The sequence below is a fragment of the Olivibacter domesticus genome, from assembly GCF_900109575.1.
Lineage (GTDB): Bacteria > Bacteroidota > Bacteroidia > Sphingobacteriales > Sphingobacteriaceae > Olivibacter > Olivibacter domesticus.
In genome coordinates this window covers 11279-33989 of record NZ_FOAF01000016.1, presented here as the reverse complement: position 1 = coordinate 33989, position 22711 = coordinate 11279, and the positions used below count along the sequence as shown (strand labels likewise).

Genomic DNA, 22711 nt, shown 5'->3' with positions numbered 1-22711 from the left:
TAGCCTTTTGAAATCTATGCGCGTGGGTATCTCGGAAAATTTTGGCAAAAGATGCCCTCTACGAATGATTATCCGTAAAATTTTTTTCATAAATTCTATATATTGTAAGTGAATACCCTACGCCATCTTCGTCAATTTAAACTCCTTTCGGAAACGTCCCGGAGAAGTTTTCGTAAGTTTCCCGAAAATACGGTTGAAATATTTATAATCTTCATAGCCCATAGAGGAAGAAATTTCCTTTACACTCAAATCCGTGTAACAGAGCAGTCGCTGCGCTTCTCGAAGCATTTCCTGCTGAATAAAGTACGAAAGTGTAAAACCTGTGACCGATTTAACGGTATCATTTAAGTAGCTGATCGAAATATGCATTAAATACGCATAATCTTTAGGTCGCTTCAACTGTTTAAAATGACTTCTAACCAAGCGCTTGAAAATCTTGGTAAGTTCCACGCTCCGCTGTGAATGTTGATCGATTAAATTACTAGCATTGGCCTGAAATATGGAGGCTGCCTTATAAACAATCGGCGCAACCATAGCACTTACGATATGCCTATGCAAACTTGAATAATTCCGATCATGGTAGGTTTTCAAAAGAATATCCAGGTAGCTGTTGAACCATTCCGAGTCGGACTCCGTAAGCGAAAGTAGTGGCCCTCTGAATAAGGAATCTTCGATCGTCAGCCGCACATGATCGTCAATTAATTTATTGTCCAGGTATAGCACCCAACCATCAATTTCCTGAAAATGAACCATTTGCAACACCTGTCCAGGTTGTAGAAAAAACATTTTTCCCGCGCCAAGCAAAGTCTTTTTAAAATCAACCAAAAGTTCGGCCCGCCCCCTCTCCAGCTTAATCAAAAGGAAATGATCGTTCCGGTGCAACTTCGATATATCCTCAAAAAGATCGTTAAGAAAGGTATCACTCATCCGGTCAATGCGTATGCCCGATAAGTGATTTTTTAACTCCCAAATGGGGATTTTCGTTGTCATAACTTTTATCATTAAACTATGGGCAAAAATAACAGTTAAACCAGCTACTTTATCCCCCTTTTAACCTGATTTATAGGACAAATCACCTGTTTCACAATTAAGTCTAATATTTACTCGCCATCCCCTTGATGAAACGCAGGCTATTATATACAATCTGAACCCTACATCTATCAAGGTAGATTAGACGCTATTCAAATTTAAACCACTATCCGTCGTTTTTATAAAAATTTCGATGAGCATGGTTTCCGCATGGACGAATTACGTATTTGCCTGGTTAAGCGGTCGCATCCTTACTTATATTTGTGAATACGTTATCAGAAGCTAAAGAGTTAAGAGGTAAAATGCGATAACCGAGAAATAGTTCACGTTGAGTAAAAAAGGATGTATTAAATAAATTTTACGAAAATTTACTTTAGTGGCAGACCGGCCATATAGGCACTATGATGACACGCAAACTTACGCAACTTTGATATTGACGTTGATCGTGTGCAAAATTATTCGCTAGACATAAGCTCGCTTGGGTTATAGCCAAACTGCTTTTTAAAGGCGAAAGAAAAATGCGATAAATCTTCGAAACCAACTTCCAAATAAACTTCGCTTGATTTAAGGTGTTTTTTACTGAGCTGAAAGTGTGCTTCGTCCAAACGTTTTTTTCTCAGCCAATTGCGAGGTGTATCATTAAATATCTTGTAAAAGTCCCTTTTAAAGGACGAAAGGCTTCTACCCGTAAGAAAAGCAAAACGCTCCAAACTGATATTGAAACGGAAGTTCCGGTTCATAAACTCTTCCAGATCGATTTTAGCAGGAGCGCCAAAGTTAAAAAAAACGGCTGCCAAGCTAGGGTCAGCGCGTAGTAGAATCAGCAGCAGTTCTTCGCGTTTGATATCGGCGAAGGCTTCGTCAATCGCCTCATCACTGTTGTAATAAGGCTTCAACGATTGAATAAAATTTGCAATAAAAGTCTCTTCTTTCACAAAAAGAAAGGAGTCGTCATTAGTTAGCGTTAAAGAATCTGTTGGATGACGTTCCAAAAACCGCTTTAAAAAAGGCTCATCGAAGGTAATGATAACTTTTTCAAAGCGATCGTTATCCTTGTATTTGGTATACCGCAGCAAATGATTTTTCCGAGCGATGCAATAATTGCCCGGTTGCACGGTATAAGTTTTTTGACCATCGTAAGCTACCATCGAGCCACGTAGTAAACAAAGGAAGAAATGATCAGAAATAAATTGTTCCGGCGAAATTTCCGGACCTAAATGACAAGAGTGAATATTAGTAACTCGCAAACTGATTCCAATTTAATAATTCAAAATTATTGAAAGTAGTGAACGCCCGTCTCCTTCTCAGCATATTCCCATAAGTTGGTGGCTAAAACCTTATCATGCATATAGCCTGTGGAATGCTTTGAAAGTGCCGGATAACCAGCATATTCGTTTTCGCCATCCGGCCCATAAAAATCACTACCTTTTACAGAGGCGTCGGTGGCCGCAAACAAAGAGGGCAAGGCTCCTTGCCAAGGGTCCATAACAGTATCAAAACGGGCAAACTGCACATCTAGGTCATCGGCCGGAATATGGCGTTGCAGATCTGTACGCGTAACGCCCGGATGTGCAGCCACGGATAGGATATTGCTACCATTAGCCTGCAATCGGCGATCGAATTCCTTAGTGAAAAGGATATCCGCTAATTTGCTAACAGCATATTCTCGCCATTCGTCATAAGGTTTTTCCAATCTTAAATTTTCAAAATCAATACCTTCCGCTAGCGTAGCTGCACCGCTTGAAAGTGTAACAACACGCGCGTGATCGGCCCTTTTCAATAATGTAAAAAAAAGCCCGGTTAACGCAAAATGTCCAAGAAAATTAACGCCGAATTGCAATTCAAATCCGTCCTCAGTCTTGGAAGCTGGAGGAATCATCACACCTGCGTTGTTAATCAATAAATCCAAGCTCTTATGTTGGGAGATGAACCTATTAGCAAAATGCTTGACACTCGTTAGACTCGCCAAATTAAGAATTCCTACTTCAAGCGAGCCACGTCCCTTTCCAGCAGTTTTAATCCGCTCAATTGCTTCTTTAATTTTTCGCTCGTCTCGAGCTGCAATCGTGACCGTCGCACCCGCTTCATATAACGCTTTTGCTGTTTCAAAGCCAATACCTGTATTAGCGCCAGTTACAACGGCTATCTTACCTGATAAATCAGGCATATTTTTAGTTGTCCACATACTGTCTTCATTTATAAATATAATACAAAGGTCTATAAAAAGGTTGAATTTCGTTTTGTTGCGACGTCCAAATCGACTTTGTTGTAAGGTTCGTTAGAGCTTTTCTACTCATTTTTCCGACCAATTACAGTACGCTAGCCTTATGCATCAGCTTAAAACACCTACGACACGGCATCTTTAGCAAAATAATATTATTGCTTATTACTATCTAAATCAAATCGGATGCTATTTAAATCTTCATTTACTGAGATATTATGCCCGTTATCCAAAAAGATAGTTGATTTTCCTTCGTGCGTTTCTACGATTGCCGTAATCTTTTTTAAATTGATAATCACCGCTAGATTGTCGGGTGATGTAAAGGTGTGAAATTTACTCATGATGTTTGTTATTTATAATATCCATTATTTTGTGAACTTTTTGAAAGAATAATAGAATCCCCGTGCACGACGGGGATTCGGGAACTCCTAGCAACATAGAACAAGCTTAAGCAGTCTACCAAACGGCTTCGCTAGGCAGTCCAGGGGTATATGGAGCAAAAACATGTTCATTTAAATGTTAGCCAAATGCACCTATTTGATAAGTACCAGGCGTGTTCTCGAACGCTAGATTAAAACGATTCCATGTGTTGATGGTGGTGACGCCCAACGTCAAATCCACTAGTTCTTCGTCAGAAAATTGCTCCTTTGCTATGCGGTAAATTTCATCGGTCACCTGCACCTTCGTTAATGCTTCTGCCCACTCCAATGCGGCCCTTTCGCGAGCGCTATAATAGGGGCATTCTCTCCAAGCGCTTAAACCATAAAGCCGCTGTTCTGTTTCACCAATCGCCCGCAACTCCTTAGAGTGCATGTCAAGACAATAAGCGCAACCGTTTATCTGCGAAACTCTGAAATCTACGAGCTCTAATAGCTCGCGTTCAATAGCAGATTTTTTCAAGTAACCACTTAATGTAAATAGTGCGCCCATTGCTTTTTTTCCTTTTTCGAATGCATTGATTCTGGTTTCCATTTTTACTTGTTTTAAATTTTTATTTTGACAATTGAGAATTAAAAATTGGACAGAGTTTCCAACAACGGAACCCTGCTTAACAAACGGTTCAGCGATGGAGGCAAAAACGACCTCCCCCCATTTGAAGGCGTACAAGTGCTGGAGAACAATCCGAGTGTTACAATTTTTCCCCGCAAAGTAATCATCTGCTTAAAATGAAGAAGTGTAGATGCACTTTTATCTCTAAAAACCGTACAGCTGACAGAAAGGTTACTCCCTCCTTTTAATGATCGCAGGATCTGTATACGATAGTTGGATAACACCATACTTATCCCATTTCGTGCTTCTTCCTCGAAATCGAAACACAGAATTTCCTTAATATAAGCATGACGGCAATCTTCTAGGTAATAAGGGTAATATAAACCTTCCATATTACCTTGCCAATCCGTGTGTTCTTCTTTTACAATATATTTTTTTATGTACTCCATCATCGATCACTAATGTTTTATTGTTCCATGTACCACTTTATTTGCCCGGACTTCCCTTTACTCCCCCACGAAGCAAGAAACTTCTTATCTGATCCATTTCAAATAGATAGATATGGGCATCATGGCAAAAGTCAAGCAGATAATCACAGAAAAAGCCTTACCCGTAAACCGGATCAATCCCTTGTATTTGTTATGGTCTAAACCGAGGCTTTGGAAAGCACTTGCAAAGCCATGTAATAGATGCCAAAACAAGGAGAAAGCTCCCAAAAGGTAGATCACCACCTCTATCGGGTCACTAAACTTCTCAATCATCATGTCGTAGAGCGGTAACTCTTCCCCATACAAAAATTGGTGTGTGCGATTTGGAATCCAAAAATTTGATGTATGGATAACCAAGAACAGTAGAATCAATGTACCCAATAGGGTCATACTTCGACTATACCAGGTACTTTGAGGAGGATGTTTAATAACTGCATATCTTATTGGCCTAGCGGCACGGTTTGAGCGCCAAAGCAATAAGGCCTGAATGATATGTAACAGTAAACCTACTACCAATACAATTTCGATCGTTCTAATAATGAGATTTGTTGCCATAAAATGTGCCCCTATAGTAAAAATCTCTCCTCCGTCGTTGTAAAATATAAGCGCATTTATGCTGGCATGAACAATGAGAAAACTGATCAGAAATAAACCAGTAAATGCCATTGTAAATTTTTTACCGACAGAACTTGTTAATGTTTTAATAAGCCAATTCATATCTATTATCTGTTAAATTTCGCCTATTGAAAGGAGCTGCCTAAAAAGTAGCATTGACCATCATTTCGTCCAAAACCCAGCTGAGTGGAGAATGCTTCACTCGAGGTGACGTTGACGAATGACTTTTAGACAGCCCCTTCTGAATTTACTGTACCGGAGGAATAGCCTCACGCACCTCTACAATAGCGCCGTATTGGATTATCGGACAAGCTTTTGCAAGTTTAACCGCTTCCTTGTAATCATCGGCTTTCACTAAAAAGAGGCCACCAATTGAAAGACTATCGGTCGCTAATGGACCTTCGCTTACCTTTGCCATCGATTTCATGCCTTTAATTACTCTTCCGCCTACATCCCAACGTTTAGGAGGGGCAACCAACTTATCTTGTGCCGCAATAGAAGCGATCCATTCCTGATAAGGTTTCATTGCCATTTGCATTTGTTCTGCAGTAGGTTTCGGGTTCTTGCTGGTGATGTCTCTGTGGACAACTACTAAATACTCGTTCATTTTTGTCTGTTTTAATTGTTTAAAATATATATCGAATTGTTGGGCAATCGCTGCCCGGGGTAAACACTTTATTTTGATACTATCAATTAATTATGTTGGATAATTTCAGTCGACCACACTTCTTACACCGGCGGGATAACTTGCCATCTTCCTTCTATTAGGGTTATAAAGCCCATTTTTCCCTCTTCGTAATCCGCAATAGCCCTTCCTAAATCCTCCGTTGATGACATAAACATGGTTCCGGAATTGCACGTTTGCTCCTGGATCGGCAAACCACTGAAAAACAAGAGTTCGCTTTGTGCGTGTGCAATAAAAGATAAACGTTCTATAAAAGAAGACTCTCCTAAAGCTACCGTTACCCCAGCACTGAGATAGCTAATGCCAATATTGGTTTGCATCCGTACGGCACCGCTTAATAGATGAGCCGTGGCATTCCAACCGGTAGGCAGATCGCAGACAAAATTTTCACCGTTCGCGATCGTGATATGCAAAAACGTAAATGCCTGCTGCGAATCAATTGGCGATATACCATCCCCATCATGGCCTATTAACACCCTCATGTTAACACCATGGTCAACTCTTTCTGGAATGGAATGCGCCTCCATGTGGGCGATCGCTTTTGGGTTCAGTTGTTTATGCTTTCCAGGTATATCGATCAGTATCTGTAAACCGTGCGAAAAAAGCCCTTCAGGTTTAGGAGATGCCGTACGAACCAGTCCTTTAGCCGCCTGTGTCCAACTTAAACATTCGGGTTGAAGAATAAGGTCGGTTCCTGCCGTATCCAGGATGTGATAAGGTGCCGAATCATTAAAAAGATACGTTATAATTGACATACCTGCATATGGACGTGGACGAAATGCCTGTGTACTCATTTTAAAATGTTCGAAACCGAGCAATGGATCCATTAAACCATCGAATGAAGATGCGCGTACCTTAACCACTGAAAAATCCTGATTACCAATGAAAGACGATTTAATTAGTCTCGATATCCTGAGAGAGTGCATATAACTTGAATTGGTTCCAAGGAAAAGGAACTTCTGATGCAATAGCACGTTCTAACTCATCTTGAGCAGGATTCACCACTAGAATTTTCGAATTCAAAACGTTGTATTTCTTCTTCGTTTTCGTTGCTTCCGCTTCTCCGTGAAAGGGAACCAATAGGTAAGGAATTTGACCAAGTTGAGCAAAGTCACCCATGGTAATTTGGTGTGTAACACTTTTTTCTAAAGGTTGATCTACCATCCGTGTATCGTCCAATAATTCGCTTCCGTAGGCGGCACATACTACGCTGTCTTGCTCTGCATCCACCTTATAAAGGTTTTCGAGAAGCTTTGTTATTTGCGACCACAAATAGCCTTTCTGTATAATATAATCTATTATTCTCATTGTCCTAAATTTATTAAGTTAATATTCTCTGCCTCCGTTTCCCAGTGTAACTGATCGGTATTTCATGGTAACTCCATGCCGACGTGGGTTTGTCTCGTGCACGAACGGGTGGAAAGTGCACACCCCTTACAGCCTCCTCCAGGAGCTGACACCCGTCATCTTCGTTACGAAGTCAAATCAATATTCTACGAAGCTTTTTCTGTTTTGCGTTGACTCTCCAACCAACTTATTATCCTGCTGCTGCCTACATGAGCCACGCCGGCCGGCAAAAGCATTTCATCTGTTAATAGTGCCCCAAAATAACGCGCTTGACGATCACCTACTACCTTACGTGCGTCATTCGTAATCGTGAAATATTCTTGCATGAGATCTGGCATACGAAAGCGCTCAGGTCCTGCAATCTCTACGATACCATTAACAGGATTATTTAGTGTCACTTCTGTCAATGCAGCCGCTACATCATCAGAAGAAATTGGCTGAACAAAAGCAGTAGGTAAACGTACTTCACCTCCGTCTGAGGCCGAATTGGCTATCCCGCCCAAGAATTCGAAAAATTGAGTTGAATGCACAATTGTATAAGGCATGCCCGACTCACGAATTAATTTCTCTTGCGCAATTTTACCTCGGAAATAACCACTCTCCGAAAGAAGCTCGGTCCCTACCACCGATAATGCCACGTGATGTCCAACACCGGCAGCTTTCTCGGCAGCCAGCAGATTGCGTCCGGAGGTTTCAAAAAACTCCAACACCGCTTTGTCTTCAAAAGATGGAGAGTTGGCCACATCTACAACGATCTGAGTATTTTCAAGGGCTTGCGCCAAGCCTTCACCTGTAATGGTGTTAACACCCGTTGCGGGTGAAGCTGCAAACACTTCGTGACCAAGCATTCGAAGATTGTGTACCAACTTGCTACCAATAAGGCCTGAGCCTCCAATTACTACGATTTTCATAAAATTTCATTTAATGTTAATACCACAACCATTAAGACAAGTGACGTGCCATTCAACTAAAAACTTGAAAATCAATACATTGAAAATAAAACAGATTAGAAAAAGCCACGATATATCGCCATTACTCGTAAAAATGCTCGTAATATCGTGTCTTTAGCACTTTTCGTAATTTTGAGGAGTAATACTTGAGAGGAGAAAGGTGCAGTATGGAAAAAATGCTGTTCAATTAACATTGAACAGCATTTTGTGCACCTAGTAAAAGGGAGAAGCTGCCTAAGGATTAAAAATAATCCTTCTTTTCGATACGAAGTTTTTTCAGTTTGGAGTGGAGCGTGGTAGATGGAACATCGAGGTATGCTGCAGCACCACCAGGTCCAGCAAGTTTGCCGGCACAGCGTTTGAGAGTATCTATTATGTAAGCCCTTTCAACTTGCTCTAAGGTTCTATTAGCCATATTAGCTTCACCCGCTGTTTCCGTATTCTTTACCGGTAAATAAATTTCTCTGATCACCGAATCGGTTGCCATCAAAACACTGCGTTCAATTACATGTTCCAATTCTCGCACATTTCCGGGCCAACTATAACCATTCAGTTCCTTCACAACTTTTGCTGAAAGTGCTTTTATATTCTTCCCTGTGTTTTTATTGTAACGATCTAAAAAAAACTGTGCCAGCAAAACGATGTCTGGCCTTCGATCGCGAAGCGGAGGCAAATGAATGGGGAATACATTGAGACGATAAAAAAGATCAGAACGGAAGCGGCCTTCGTTAACCTCATTTGCTAGGTTACGGTTGGTTGCTGCTATAATACGGACGTTTACTTTAATAGTAGTTGTGCCACCTATTCTTTCGAGTTCTTTCTCTTGAAGCACACGTAATAATTTGACCTGTGCATCCAATGTCATTTCGCCTATCTCGTCAAGAAATAAGGTGCTATTATTTGCCATTTCGAATTTTCCAATACGCCTTTCTAAGGCACCGGTAAAGGCGCCTTTCTCATGACCAAAAAGTTCACTTTCTATCAGGTTTGCGGGCAGTGCCGCACAGTTTACTTTTACCATCACTTTACTTTTACGAGACGAGGCATTATGGATGGCGCGGGCAATAAGCTCCTTTCCTGTTCCTGTTTCGCCAGTCAAGAGAACGGTCGAATGTGATTCAGCAACCATGCTCATCAGTTCATACACTTTTTGCATGGCATCGCCAGTACCAATGATTTCCTCGAAATTATAGATGGTTCTCATTTGCTCCTTGAGCAATTCATTTTCTGTTTCCAGAATCCGTTTATAGGCTAGAATTCGCTCATTTGCCCTGATATTGGCACATGCAACAGAGATTTGGGCGCAGATGCCCTTCACTAGTTCGGGATTGATATAATCACTCAACAACCATAAGGTACCTATATCTGTATTTCCCACGCGCAGCGCCGTCGCATATGCATACTTAAATCCAACTTTTTCCCACAACAGCGCATAAGGATTATTGGCATCGAGCCTTAATTCCTCCTCCACGCTAAAAATCACCACATCTCCGCTATTTAATACTTTAGTGGTATAGTTTTCATGAATGTCAAGCCTAGCTTCCATCCGTTCATCAAAGCTCGTCTTCACCTTTTCGAAAAGGGTCTCATCCCACATGTAATGCCGGAATGTTATGCCATCGTCTTCGAGTAAATTGAGCATCGCCAGTTTAGTGTTCAGCAACTTTTCAAAAACATTGAATATCGCAACCCGCAAATCGGACTTTGTGCGTACACCTGCTATGTCGTCGCAGAAGTCAAGCAGCAATTGCTGTTCCTCCTGTTTTCTAACAAGCTCATCGTTTACCATAATATTGGCCATTGCTATAGATATCTGCGAGCATATTCCCTTTAATAAGGTTAAATTTATGTCATCAATCCCTAACCATAAAATGCCAAGAGCTGAATCTCCATTACGAAGCGCAACACCTACCATTTTCCGAAACCCAATTCGCTTCCAGAAAGAGAGATATTCCGCCCTAACACCGCGCTCAATTTCCGAATCAACATTGATAAGTATTGGAATAGGACTTGCCAGCACGCGATTTTGCAAACCATCGTCAATCGGAAACTTGAAGTTCAAGATGTCCGATAAATCTTCATTTTCCTGTATACAAATAGTGTTATCGTAAATATAAGCACTCATCGTTTGCCTATCGTCATTGACTTTCCGAATGACATAGCCGCTCATTGCCTTCAATCTTTTTAAGGAATTGTCGATAGCAACCGCTAGATCTTCACGACTCCTTACTCCCGAAAGATCATAACTGGCATCTAATAAAATCTTATTGTTTTCCTCTTTCTGCACAATTAGTTCATTTCTAATGACGTTAGAAACAGCATTTGAAATCTGAGGGGCAATTCCCTTGATAAGACTTCTAAATGCCGGTGTAAAGCTGTCTTCACTATCAGAGTAAACATGTAAAAAGGCGACTGTTCTTGCATTGCTTTTTAGCGGTGTCATCAGTATTGCCTTCATACCGCACTCGTAATTTACACGTAAAAAGGATGGGCTTTTCGGTTGCAATATAAGCTCGTCTAACCGAAAAGAGACAGGACCATCAGCTGCCATAACCTTCGTTATGAACGGCTCGTCCAATTCAAAACCAGTTTTGATTAAAACTGGATAGTCGGGGTGATCCTTTAAGGGCGAAGATACCGGGTCTAATATAAATGGTCTATAAACATGATCCGACTCATCAATGATCGTCACAATCGCGTGGACATAATAGAAAAAACTTTTAATTCGTAAAGACAGTAGCGTCATTAAATCGGCCTTCTCATGAATTTGGGTAATGTCTTCACTAAGCTGCAGAATAACCTGCCTTTCACGTTTATAGTAATCAATACTAAACTCCGCCTCATTTAAAAAGAAACTCGTCGCTTGGTTTCTGTTTACTTCAGGTTTAATCAACTTACCCATAAATAATTACAATGAAAACTATAAGGTCTTAATCCAAAACTGGCCCACAAGGTGATAACCATGGGTCCTATCAAACTTAGGCAAATTACCTTTCCTATGCAAAAGTAAAAACGGAGATTTATAGGCCTTCCATCTACCGCTAATGAGCTATTATGGTAAAATGTACAATTACTTGAGACTTTTAACCATTTATCTGCATAGTTGCTGCCAGTATTTTTGTGTATACCTAACAATCCTTCCTTGAAAGGTTGAGAATGGGCTGATATAGATGAGATATGGAAAATGTTAGCATACGATAATACACAACAAGAAATATTGAAACAAGATTTTAACATGATGAAAATTTTTTCAACAACCATTAACAAACTTTTTAGGGTGACTTGCAAATGCATCCATCTACTACTGCTATACTACGGGTTACCTCATCGCGAGTTCGATATACCTGAAATAACATGCTCTTTTGAAAGAACAATCCGATTAGTAAAGAAAATGCTTCATGTTTAATTATCGAAGAACAATCGATTTAAACCATCATAATCGAGCACATGGACTGACTGAATACAACATCCGGTTTATCCCCAACGATCTTTTACTATCCCTCCGCACAACCAAAGACGAACTTCCCACACCGTCGTAGTGTCTTTGTCAGAAATTTTCCGGTAAAGAAAAACGACTCCATATCCATCAAAGCTAAAAAAGTAAGGACCAAATACTTCCAACATTCGTTGAATACTGCAAGATAGCCGTTGAATAAGGTATTTTGAGCTTTAAAGCAAATGTCCAATTTTTCATATTCGATTGTCTTAGCGTTTAAATGTTTTACCTCGTTTAAATGTCACAAAGTAAGGAAATACAACACTATAAGGCGCTTTATATGAAATATGCCCCTATGCTTTTACGATTTGCAAACAAGTTTGCACCTTTCTCTATCGCTGAAGATATCGTACATGATGTCTTTATGAATGTATGGGGAAAAAAGATTTTCCTGTCACCTGATTGCGAGATAAAAAAAATCCTGTATAAAGCCGTCCAGAACGCGGGTATAGATTATTTACGTCGACTGGCTTTAGAACAAAAATTCGTCGACCAGCAAGCGATACAACTCAAACTAAAGGAATTGGATTTTTACAGCTCGGCAGAACATCTTTTTATGCGAGACGATTTAATGGAACATCTACATAAGCAAGTTAATAAACTTCCCGAAAGGCAAAGACAGATCTTTTACTTGTTTTATTCGCAAGGTTTGCAATCAAATGAAATTGCCAGAAAGCTTAATCTATCTGTCAGAACGATAGAAAACCAATTATATCGAGCGCGGCTCATTCTTCGAAAAAAATCACATGCATATTTTAATTACGGCACTAAATCCCAGCGAATTAGAGAAACAGAGACACTATTTGAATAGCATGCGAGCAGCATTGCAAAATAACCCCCAGTGTTCACTTCTTACAGGATTGTTATTTTATTATTCAGTATTTTCCGATGTCTCTCTGCAATGGGGAGGAACGTGCCGCCAACAATCAGTGCGTTCTCCTGTATCATTTCAATCTTGCTAAGTGCAACGATGTATTTACGATGAATACGTATAAACAATTCGGAGGGCAATCGGTCTTCCACAGCTTTTAAGGTTGAATGACTCAGGAAAAAGTGATTCGGAAGATGAATTTTAACATAATCACCCATGGCCTCCACATAAAGCACCTCGTTTATATTGAGGCGCCGGAAACAGGTCTTATCACGCACATAAATAAAATCTGTTTCCTCTTTCTTCAGCACCTGTCGAGCCTGAACCATTACGCTAGCCCTTGCCAGTGCCAACATAAAGCGGTCGACCTCTAAAGGTTTCTTCACGTAATCGATTACGTTTAAGCTTGAAATTTTTGTTGAATGTTCGTAATCGGCAGATGTAACAAGAACGGATGGTAAGCCTTCAATAAAACGGGTAATTAAGTCAGCCCCCGGGAGCTCGAGTACTTTTGCATCTACGAGTAATACATCCAAACGGTTATTTTGTAGGTGGCCGTAAGCTTCCAAGCCATTTGAACAATTAGAAATGGAAGACACTATATCTGACTGAAGGGCCAAATCAGTCATCGTTTTTCTTGTGTGTTGGTCGTCGTCTATGATTAAGCAATTCATTTTTTTGAGTTTTTAATTTCATTAGCCCATTCAATCTTAATACCAAAAATAAACTACTAATAATCAATTGTTTACAAAAAAACAGAAATCGTAAATCAGCGAACTTACGTAAAAACACGACATAAAATTACGCAAATAGCAGCTTCAGCCGTTTCGTAATTTTACTTTGCCTTTTTATCGTTGCACGAGGCCTTTATCACATCGAATAATTTCGCTTTATGCCCAGCCGTTTCAATTTGCTGAATAGTGTGGAAGGCGGCATTCCCAGCACTTCCGCCGCGCCACCAGATCCAGATACTTTACCGCCACACTGCTGTAGCACTTGCGTGATATGGTTTTTTTCAAGCGCCAATGTTGGAGGTAAATCCTCCAAAAAGGAAACTATTCTATCTGTTTTACTATTTGGCAAATAAACCTCCGTAATGATCGGTTGGGAAGTCATTAGTATACTACGCTCAATAACATGCTCGAGCTCACGCACATTTCCTGGCCAATCATATTGACGAAAGTCATGAAGCACTTGCTTCGAAATTCCCATAATTTTCCGACCTATTTTTTTTCCATGTTTCTCCAGAAAATGATTGACCAGGATTCTTATATCGCCTTTCCGTTCGCGCAAGGGCGGTACCACAATTGGAAAAACGTTCAATCTATAAAATAAATCTGCCCTGAAATTTCCCGAGGCCACCGACTGAAGCAAATTTCTGTTTGTTGCCGCAATAATACGCACATCAATGCTTATTGGAAAATTGGCACCTATACGTTCTATCTCCCGCTCTTGCAAAACACGTAATAACTTCGATTGTACTTCCATTGGCATCTCACCTACCTCATCCAGAAAAAGCGTTCCACCGTCTGCAAGTTCAAATTTGCCAAGCTTCCTTTCGCCCGCTCCTGTAAAGCTACCTTTTTCATGCCCAAAGAGTTCACTCTCTATTAAGTTAAGCGGTATCGCCGCGCAATTGATCTTAACCATCAATTTAGTGCTACGCTTAGATCGATTATGAATCTCTTTTGCAATCAGCTCCTTACCTGTGCCTGTTTCACCAATAATAAGCACGGTGCTGTCTGATGATGCAACTTGCCCAATAGCTTTAAACACGGAGTTTATTGCCCCCCCTTCCCCAACTATTTCACTATATTTATATTGTGCGCTGAGCTCTTCCTGCAGCGAAACATTCTGGTCTTCCAGCTTCTTTTTGTAACGCTCTATCTCTGCGAGCTGCTCCGCAATTTTATCTTTTGCCAGTAAGTTCGATAAGGCGATTGCGACCTGCTGCGATACGCTACCAATAATTTCCAAACAAGAAGGTGAAAAGGCTCCCATGACCCGTGTCCAAAACTGAATGAAGCCAACGTAAGATCCCTCAGCTCCTAATGCCAAAACAGCCATTTCCCTCATTTTATTATCATGGTTTATTTTTATAAACACCGGAGCATCTTCGTCCATCAACAGATCATCCACTTTATATACCAAAACAGTGCCTTTCTCTAACGATTCTTTAAAAATGTGATAGGTTGTGGGAAACTTTAGCTTTATTGCGTTATCATAGAGTTGATGGTTTATATTAGGATTTTTGGGATCAAAAATATATGGGTAAAGATATTGGCCGTCTTCAGTTATCAAACTTAACACGCTATGCGAAAAATTAAAAAGTTTTTTTAGCTTATTGTTAACGATATCCAAAAAATCCTTCGAATCCTTTATAGCTGCAAAATCATTGCTGATTTCCAATAAAGCAGCCTGTTCCCGATCCCTGTTGCTTAATTGTTCTAAAGCCAGAATATTTGCTAATACTGTTGACAGATGGCCCGAAATCCGAGCGAGTAATTTTTCAGCATAATTCGCATGGTATTGTGACTTGTTAAGCACAAGACAAAGAAAACCGACAATATGGTCACCTGCTTGTAACCTACACCCCACCAATACAAGAAGTTCCTTTGAAATCTCGAAGAAATGACCAGACTCCACAAGCTGCTCAAACATTCGAGATGTGAGCACGTGACCTTGCAGTCCACGACTATCGATTACCTCATTTATAGCACTTGAGCCAACAGCCAATGTAGTACCCCAAGCTTGTTCGTCGAAAGCCAGTTGTTTAAATAAATGGCTTGTAAAGTAAGGCTTATAGCTTTCTGTAGTTTGATCAAATGTACTGATAAAGCCCTCCTTAAACGGCACCAGTCTATATAGCTTCTCTCGTAAAAAAAGCTGAAACGCTTCTTTCGTACGAATCGTGGCAAGTGACTGGCTTAGTCTAATCATCGTATCCTCTGGCAGAATCGATTCTGCATCCATATAATTTTCTGAGATACCATCGTTCACCTTTGACATCGCTTATATATTTAATATTTGAATAAATCTCATGATTACATTTTTGTTATTCGGCTATTGAAACTCCTTATTCATCGAAAAAAAAACAAGGCCATCCACTTGCGAATTACCTTCGCCAGTGATTTGTGACGTCAGCTATATATGGGTGCGTAAATATATCGCAACATTTACGCCGTAAAAGTAATTAAATAAAAGGTATCAAAAAGCAAAATTAATACAATGGAAGATCTATTCAAACTCAGGTCCGCATCTGGAATTCCTTACGTGTATGAACAAGATTCCCGCAGTGTTGGCCCTCGCGGGCCCCTGTTGTTGGAAGACTATATATTGCACGAAAAAATGGCACACTTTAATAGAGAGCGTATCCCGGAACGTGTAGTTCATGCAAAAGGTTCTGCCGCTTTCGGAACCTTTACGGTTACGAATGATATCACGCAATATACACGAGCTAAACTTTTTAATCAGCTAGGTAAACAGACGAAAATAATCCTGCGCATGTCTACCATTGCAGGAGAAAAAGGAAGCGCCGATTCAGAAAGAGATCCGAGAGGATTTGCAGTTAAATTCTATACAGAGGATGGCAACTGGGATCTAGTAGGTAATAATACGCCGGTTTTCTTTATAAAAGACCCTAAAAAATTTTCAGATTTTATTCATAGTCAAAAACGCGACCCCTACCACAACCTGCGTAGCGCTACCCGCATATGGGACTTTTTCAGCTTTAATCCGGAAAGTTTGCACCAAGTGCTCATTTTAATGAGCAACAGAGGAACGCCCTATGGTTTACGGCACATGCACGGCTATGGCAGTCATGCCTTTAGTATGATCAACGCGAAAAATGAGCGCGTATATGTTAAGTTTCATTTCCGGACGCAGCAAGGCATAAAGAACTTCAGCCACGAGGATGCCATACAAATGCGTAGTACAGACCCTGATTTTTCCCAACGTGACTTATTCGAAGCCATTGAACGCGGAAATTTCCCCAAATGGACCTTGTTTATTCAGGTAATGACAACCGATCAATGTGCCAAATCATCTTTTAATCCATTCGACATCACGAAAACCTGGAGCCAAAAAGAATTTCCTTTGATAGAAGTAGGTGTATTAGAACTGAATAAAAATCCTAGCAATTACTTTGCCCAAGTCGAGCAACTGGCCTTTGCACCGGCTCATGTAGTAGATGGTATTGGCTACTCGCCTGACAAAGTGTTACAAGGTAGAATACTCTCCTATCCCGATGCCCAACGCTACCGGCTGGGCGCAAATTATGAGCAGATTCCGGTCAATCAATGCCTCTTCGCAGTACACAACTATCAACGCGATGGCTTGATGACGGTAACTGGCAATGGGGAAGGCTTAGCTAATTACTACCCAAACAGCTTTGATCAATTGTTTATAGAAAATGACTACGAAGAGCCTCCAGTAAAACTAGGCAATACCATAGCCGACTGGTATGACAGAAACAGCGCAGGGGAAAATGATCACTACAGCCAACCTCGCACTTTATTCAGAGAGGTGTTAGATAATAAGGAGCGCGGCGATCTCTGTATCAATATCATCAAGTCAATGCAGGGTATTATTGGGGAAAAATCGCTGGAAATTATCAATCGGCAGCTTTATCATTTCTGCCAAGTAGATCAGATGCTGGCCCAGATAATAGCAGAGGGATTAGGCATTAGCCCACCTCATTATCAAGGCAGCCCATGTACCGAAAACCACACCATCCATAAACCACTCTAGTTATCTTTTAAATTTTAAAAAAATGAAAAATTCCATAATGAACCCAAGTATCTTTACATGGATAGTATGTCTAACGCTAAATTCAGTTATCATGGCACAAACAAATCAAACAATTAAAGCAGAAAACGATCCACAGATCCTCCGGGAAGTGCGTGGATTTCTTAAGGTATTAAATGCTGGCGATGGTGAGCCAATTGAAAAACTTCCACCAAGCGATGCGAGGAAGGTACTCGTAGACGCGCAAAACTCCGTAAGCGTCAATTACGACGGCATTGAAGAATCACAAAAAGAAATTACGCAAGACGGCCAAACCATTACCATTCACATTGTGAAACCGGCTGGCGTAAAAAACAATGCACCGGTCTTTATCTTTGTACATGGTGGTGGATGGGTTTTAGGTGACTATCTCACCCATAAGCGCTTAGTACGTGACTTAGCAGTAGGAAGTGGTGCCGTAGCTGTATTCCCTGACTACACACCGTCTCCAGAAGCCAAGTATCCCACTGCAATTAATCAACTATATGCAACCACAAAGTGGGTTGCTGAAAAAGGGAATGAGATAGGCGTAAATGGCAAAAATTTAGCTATTGTTGGCAATAGTGTGGGCGGCAATATGGCCGCCTCCGTTGCGCTGATGGCAAAAGACAAAAATGGCCCATTGCTGAAACTCCAAGTACTTTTATGGCCAGTAACGGACGCTGATTTCGATACCGAATCTTACCATCAGATGGCCAGTGAGCGCTTTCTTACTCGTAACATGATGATATGGTTCTGGGATAACTATTTACCTGAGCAAAATAGACGAAAGGAAATCTATGCAAGCCCTTTGCAGGCCAGTCTCGAACAATTGAAAGGGCTTCCACCAGCATTGGTACAGACAGCCGAAAATGATGTGTTAAGAGACGAAGGTGAGGCCTATGCCAGAAAGCTCGATGAAGCAGGTGTCCCTGTTACGTTAACACGCTATCAGGGTTTGATTCATGATTACGGCTTACTGAATCCAATTGCAGAAGTTCCTGCTATTCAAACCGCCTTATTGCAAGCAGCAGCCGTCATAAAAAAAGCATTAGCTGAATAGCCCTCAAGCATCCAAATAGCCCTTCTTTTATATTTGGCCTTTCCTTACGCTTAGGAAAGGCCTTTTTGATTTACGGCCCAACCTCTTTTATTCCATTGCCTCTCTACGTTGAAAACAAGTAATCCGCTTCACATTCTTCGCGTCAATAAATTTTATATTCCTTATGAGTACCTTTTACATTTCGTTCGTTTAAGGTTTATAATAAAATAAGGACCAAGGTTCCAAGTATTATTGAACGATCAGCCCTTAAACAAAAGGCAATTATTGCGTTATGTTGAGCAAGTTTAAAATTATAATGGACGGCAAGCTCCATCTGACGAAAAAATTATTAATAGATGAAAAATAGTTTCGAAGTAGATTATCCAACACGGATATTGTTTGGCCAAGAAGACATACTTGAAAAGTTATGCCTTTCGCTGAGCAAAGCTAAATCAGTTGAAGAAGTACTGTCGATTTTGAGACAAAAACTGATGTCGATTTTAGGAACGAAAAGTATTTTACTTTGTCAATTGAATAAGGATAAAATCACCTATTCTATAGATCACCTTCTATCTGCGTCGGAGGAGCAGTCGGCATTCTATCGGGAGACGCCATGCGATTATTTTGACAACTATTTCAACACCGTGGTTGAGGCAGGAGAACCACTCCTCCTTCCGATTAACGGCCCTGATATTAATAAAGAAAATGGTGTTGCCGTTATATTTAATCTACTAGGAGTTACTGAAATTGTAGGTATTCCTACTCAAGAAGTGAATCAAGAAGTTGCTATATTTTTCGATCGATCACCAAACAGTGTTATCAGCGAAACAGATTTATTAGCGCTATGCAAGCCCATATCTTTATACCTCCAATTGACCTTCTCAAAGATTCAAGAAACCAAATCATTAAAGCGTATCATTGAGGCGCGTATGCAAGAGCGCAGATTGCAAGCCACCTTGACAACCGCTTATACAAAAAGCGAACTAAAAGACTGGTTAATAAGGCACTTTCTTCCCTTTATGGGCGCTGAACATGCCGCCATATTCATAATTGATCTTGATCGCGCTCGCTATTGTTCTTTTTTGGACACCCGAGTGGTCCAAGACACCTCCGCGAACGTTCTTGCCTTCCGTTGTTCAGGTTCCAATTTGGAGGGAACGATCATGGAACGGGCACTCGCTACCAGGGCGCCGCAAACTGATATCATTCGCGCAGAAAACGGCATAGTCACTAACAGCTGCCATCTTCCCCTTATCTACGATAGCAATGTGATCGGTGTATTGTCTTTATTCTCACATAAAGCAAATAGCATGAACCTCGAAGCACTTGAACCATTCGAGGCATCGATCGTAGATAAATTACTATCCCTTAAGACCCAAGAGGAGCAATTCCGAATCAACAATGAGCGAAAAATTGCAAGAGATCTTCGGATAGCCCTTTCCACCATTCGATCTCGTGGAGATTTTTTAAATGTATTACTAGAAAATTTACGAAAAATCTGGAACTATGATGATATTGCGCTGTTGGTTCCCTTGAATGCCCTTAACCAAACCGGCCTTTATTTTAGCTATTTCGAGGCTAAGCGAAAAGAGCATCCCGCTTTCAAAGAATGGCTGGCAACCTGCCTTCCGTCTCTTATCGATACGCAATCAATTGACGACGAAGATCCAATAGATATTTACGACATTAAGCAGCTTCCCATTAAAGAAATACATACAGCAGCACATCTTAGCTTCTGCGCTGAAACAGGTATTAAACAAGCATTAACAATCACCTTACAGACCGACGGAAAATTTGTTGGAAAACTGATATTATTTTCCGAAAAAGAAATTTTTCTGAAGCTAGATTCCTTTTTCAAGGTCGCATTAAGTTTCTTCTTATCGCTGGCCACCCATTCGCTTATTACACAAGATTTATTAGAGGCAAAAGAGCAACAACGCCAGTCGCTCATCACTTTAGGTCAAAGTTTAGCTTCCATTCGAAATAGCGTTGATTTTTTCGATTTCATCTTTAATGGTTTAACAAATGTAATAGCCTTTAAGGAAGCCACCATCGTACTTGTTAAAAATACTGAAAAACAGTATTCTTTATTAACGATCGACAAGTTTCAGCAGGGCGATCAAGTAAACGCATCCATCATCAGCGAGGACCGGTGGGAAAATATCCAAGGGCAACTCCTCTTAGAAGTAGCATTAAAAGGAGTGCCCTGTTATATTGGCACAAACGATTTGACAGAAGAGCTCCGGCCCTTTTTAGCTACGGAAACAGAAAACAGCAGATCAACAACGGTTGGTTGTTTTCCCATCCCGATAGAAAAAGACGTCTCCGCTGTGCTATTCACGCTATTTTCAACGCAAACAGATCTAGCGCAAACCACCGAACGATTTAACATGCTTGCTCCCTACCTCACCATAGCACTAAAAAATGTAAAAGCTTATGAAACGCTTAAGAAAAGAGAACAAGAGCAGCAACAATTGCTGGAATTGAGCAATCAATTTGCGGCGATTAAGACCAGCGAAGATTTTCTTCAGCTTATTAATGAAAACCTCAAGAAGATTTTTTATTTCGCGCACTCCGTCATCGGTTTAATCGACGAAGGGGGTGAAACAACGAGTCCCTTCATCTTAGATCCACATTCTCGAAATTTTAATCATCCCAAATTTGACGAAACGGTTAAAAATAATCATTTCTCGATGAAATGCCCGCTTTTCCAAAAACCAATAGTATCAGGACAACTCGAAATTTTCGAAACAGAAGAAATCCGACATGATCAATCAATGCCCGCATTTGTAGCCATGAACTATGAAAGTGGCATTAAGGAAATCGGCGTATTGGCGATTAAAGTGGAAGGGAAATACATGGGATTTCTACTCCTGTTCAGCGATCGTGAAAATAGCTTTCCGCCCGAAAAGCTCAACATGATACGAGGCATTTCGTCACAAATTGCAGTAGCGGTTTCAAACTTAATATCTAGCGAGAAAATAGCGAAGCAATTTCAACAAATTGAAAGTTATAAAAGAAAACTGGAGGAAGAGAATTTACTGCTCCATGAAGAGATTAAGAAGCATTATGAGTATAGTGAAATTATAGGCGATTCGCCATTGATGCAAAATGTTTTTCAACTGATAGATCAAGTATCCCAATCAGACAGTACCGTACTAATATCTGGAGAAACCGGCACAGGAAAAGAATTGCTCGCCAGAGCCATACACAATCATTCCACCCGAAAAAACAAGTTATTGGTAAAAATCAACTGTGCTGCTATGCCCGCAAATCTAATTGAAAGTGAGTTATTCGGCCATGAAAAAGGCAGTTTCACTGGCGCTTTTGAACGCAAAATAGGAAAATTTGAACTGGCTCACCAAGGAACGCTGTTTCTTGATGAGGTGGGCGAAATGCCTTTAGAACTTCAGGTTAAATTATTACGTGTCTTACAAGAACGAGAATTTGAACGCGTTGGTGGCAGTTCTCCTATCAAGGTGAATGTACGGATCATCGCCGCCACCAACAGAAATCTTCAGCAAGAAGTTAGTGCAGGAACTTTTCGGGCAGATTTATTTTATCGGTTAAATGTTTTTCCGATAATAGCCCCTGCCCTTCGAGACAGGAAACAAGACATGACTATGCTCGTACAACATTTTATTCAGAAATATAACAGGAGAATTGGCAAAGAAATAAGTGGTCTGTCGCAAGATGTTATGCAAAAATTAGTGCATTATAACTGGCCGGGGAACGTCAGAGAGCTCGAACATTATATAGAGCGCTCCATGCTCATGACAAGCGGAAAAATCATCAAAGAAATAAATTTACCCGAGAATATACCAGTGGCATCAGTTAACGAAGATGTCTCATCAGCTACCTATAATAATGGCTATTCATTGAAAGAGAGTGAAAAGCAGCATTTGATGGGTATTTTGAAGCGGTGCAATGGCAAAGTTGCCGGGCCGGGTGGAGCCGCTAAATTATTAGGGATGCCAGCTACCACCGTTTATAGCAAAATAAAACGCCTTGGTTTATCTAAAACATATAAATTATAAACAGAAGCGACTTCCATTTTGCGACATGAATTTACGATTTTTCGTAAAAAATCGTAAATTTACGAGCAAGCAAAAAACCTAATATATTGGCTGATTGACGATTACACGTTGGCACTACTTTTGGCAACTGTGAGCGAATTATCATGATAAAAAGGTGACGTAAGCACGCTGCTAGA

At 40.6% G+C, this 22711-nt stretch carries 18 protein-coding genes; 4 read left to right on the top strand and 14 right to left on the bottom strand.

The features are described from left to right. Positions 1–117: 117 nt before the first annotated feature. From BMY50_RS27115 to BMY50_RS27060, 12 genes are all read right to left on the bottom strand, one after another. Complete coding sequence (locus tag BMY50_RS27115; RefSeq protein WP_162276690.1) at positions 118–990, bottom strand: helix-turn-helix domain-containing protein; 873 nt, start codon at positions 988–990, stop codon at positions 118–120. Between the two features lie 494 nt (positions 991–1484). After that, complete coding sequence (locus BMY50_RS27110) at positions 1485–2276, bottom strand: helix-turn-helix domain-containing protein (protein WP_093332843.1); 792 nt, start codon at positions 2274–2276, stop codon at positions 1485–1487. Positions 2277–2302: 26 nt separating this feature from the next. Continuing rightward, entirely contained in the window at positions 2303–3214 is a 912-nt protein-coding gene (locus BMY50_RS27105; protein WP_093332841.1) for an oxidoreductase, read from the bottom strand. 191 nt (positions 3215–3405) lie between these two features. Further along, positions 3406–3591, bottom strand: coding sequence for a hypothetical protein (locus BMY50_RS27100; protein ID WP_093332839.1), 186 nt, complete (start codon positions 3589–3591; stop codon positions 3406–3408). Positions 3592–3769: 178 nt separating this feature from the next. Next, positions 3770–4222 carry a carboxymuconolactone decarboxylase family protein gene (locus BMY50_RS27095; RefSeq protein WP_093332837.1) on the bottom strand — a complete coding sequence of 151 codons (453 nt, stop codon included), beginning with the start codon at positions 4220–4222 and terminating at the stop codon, positions 3770–3772. Between the two features lie 38 nt (positions 4223–4260). Continuing rightward, positions 4261–4692 (bottom strand): hotdog family protein, encoded by a 432-nt coding sequence (locus tag BMY50_RS27090; protein ID WP_238383906.1) that lies wholly within the window; start codon positions 4690–4692, stop codon positions 4261–4263. Positions 4693–4773: 81 nt separating this feature from the next. Further along, entirely contained in the window at positions 4774–5445 is a 672-nt protein-coding gene (locus BMY50_RS27085) for a succinate dehydrogenase cytochrome b subunit (RefSeq protein ID WP_093332835.1), read from the bottom strand. Between the two features lie 145 nt (positions 5446–5590). Beyond that, complete coding sequence (locus BMY50_RS27080; RefSeq protein WP_093332833.1) at positions 5591–5950, bottom strand: YciI family protein; 360 nt, start codon at positions 5948–5950, stop codon at positions 5591–5593. Positions 5951–6072: 122 nt separating this feature from the next. Next, complete coding sequence (locus BMY50_RS27075; RefSeq protein ID WP_093332830.1) at positions 6073–6954, bottom strand: pirin family protein; 882 nt, start codon at positions 6952–6954, stop codon at positions 6073–6075. Next, positions 6923–7336: a hypothetical protein gene (locus BMY50_RS27070; protein WP_093332828.1), complete on the bottom strand. Its 414-nt coding sequence runs from the start codon at positions 7334–7336 to the stop codon at positions 6923–6925. Before BMY50_RS27070 ends, BMY50_RS27075 begins: the two co-directional genes overlap by 32 nt. A gap of 185 nt (positions 7337–7521) precedes the next feature. Then, positions 7522–8286, bottom strand: coding sequence for an SDR family oxidoreductase (locus tag BMY50_RS27065; protein WP_093332826.1), 765 nt, complete (start codon positions 8284–8286; stop codon positions 7522–7524). Between the two features lie 280 nt (positions 8287–8566). Continuing rightward, positions 8567–11227 (bottom strand): sigma-54-dependent Fis family transcriptional regulator, encoded by a 2661-nt coding sequence (locus BMY50_RS27060; protein WP_093332824.1) that lies wholly within the window; start codon positions 11225–11227, stop codon positions 8567–8569. A gap of 832 nt (positions 11228–12059) precedes the next feature. On the opposite strand from BMY50_RS27060, the gene BMY50_RS27050 reads away from it, so the two are divergent. Further along, positions 12060–12632, top strand: a complete 573-nt coding sequence (locus tag BMY50_RS27050; protein ID WP_093332820.1) for an RNA polymerase sigma-70 factor — start codon at positions 12060–12062, stop codon at positions 12630–12632. A 41-nt stretch (positions 12633–12673) separates the two neighbouring features. On the opposite strand, the gene BMY50_RS27045 is transcribed toward BMY50_RS27050, so the two are convergent. Further along, positions 12674–13366, bottom strand: coding sequence for a LytR/AlgR family response regulator transcription factor (locus BMY50_RS27045; RefSeq protein WP_093332816.1), 693 nt, complete (start codon positions 13364–13366; stop codon positions 12674–12676). Between the two features lie 196 nt (positions 13367–13562). Continuing rightward, on the bottom strand, positions 13563–15701 hold the full coding sequence (locus tag BMY50_RS27040) for a sigma-54-dependent Fis family transcriptional regulator (protein ID WP_093332813.1): 2139 nt from the start codon (positions 15699–15701) through the stop codon (positions 13563–13565). Positions 15702–15920: 219 nt separating this feature from the next. Between BMY50_RS27040 and BMY50_RS27035 the strand changes: the two genes are divergently transcribed. The 3 genes from BMY50_RS27035 (at position 15921) to BMY50_RS27025 (ending at position 22535) form a co-directional block, all read left to right on the top strand. After that, entirely contained in the window at positions 15921–17441 is a 1521-nt protein-coding gene (locus tag BMY50_RS27035; protein ID WP_093332811.1) for a catalase, read from the top strand. A 91-nt stretch (positions 17442–17532) separates the two neighbouring features. Further along, positions 17533–18519: an alpha/beta hydrolase gene (locus BMY50_RS27030; protein ID WP_093332808.1), complete on the top strand. Its 987-nt coding sequence runs from the start codon at positions 17533–17535 to the stop codon at positions 18517–18519. 335 nt (positions 18520–18854) lie between these two features. Beyond that, entirely contained in the window at positions 18855–22535 is a 3681-nt protein-coding gene (locus tag BMY50_RS27025; protein ID WP_093332805.1) for a sigma-54-dependent Fis family transcriptional regulator, read from the top strand. Positions 22536–22711 lie beyond the last annotated feature (176 nt).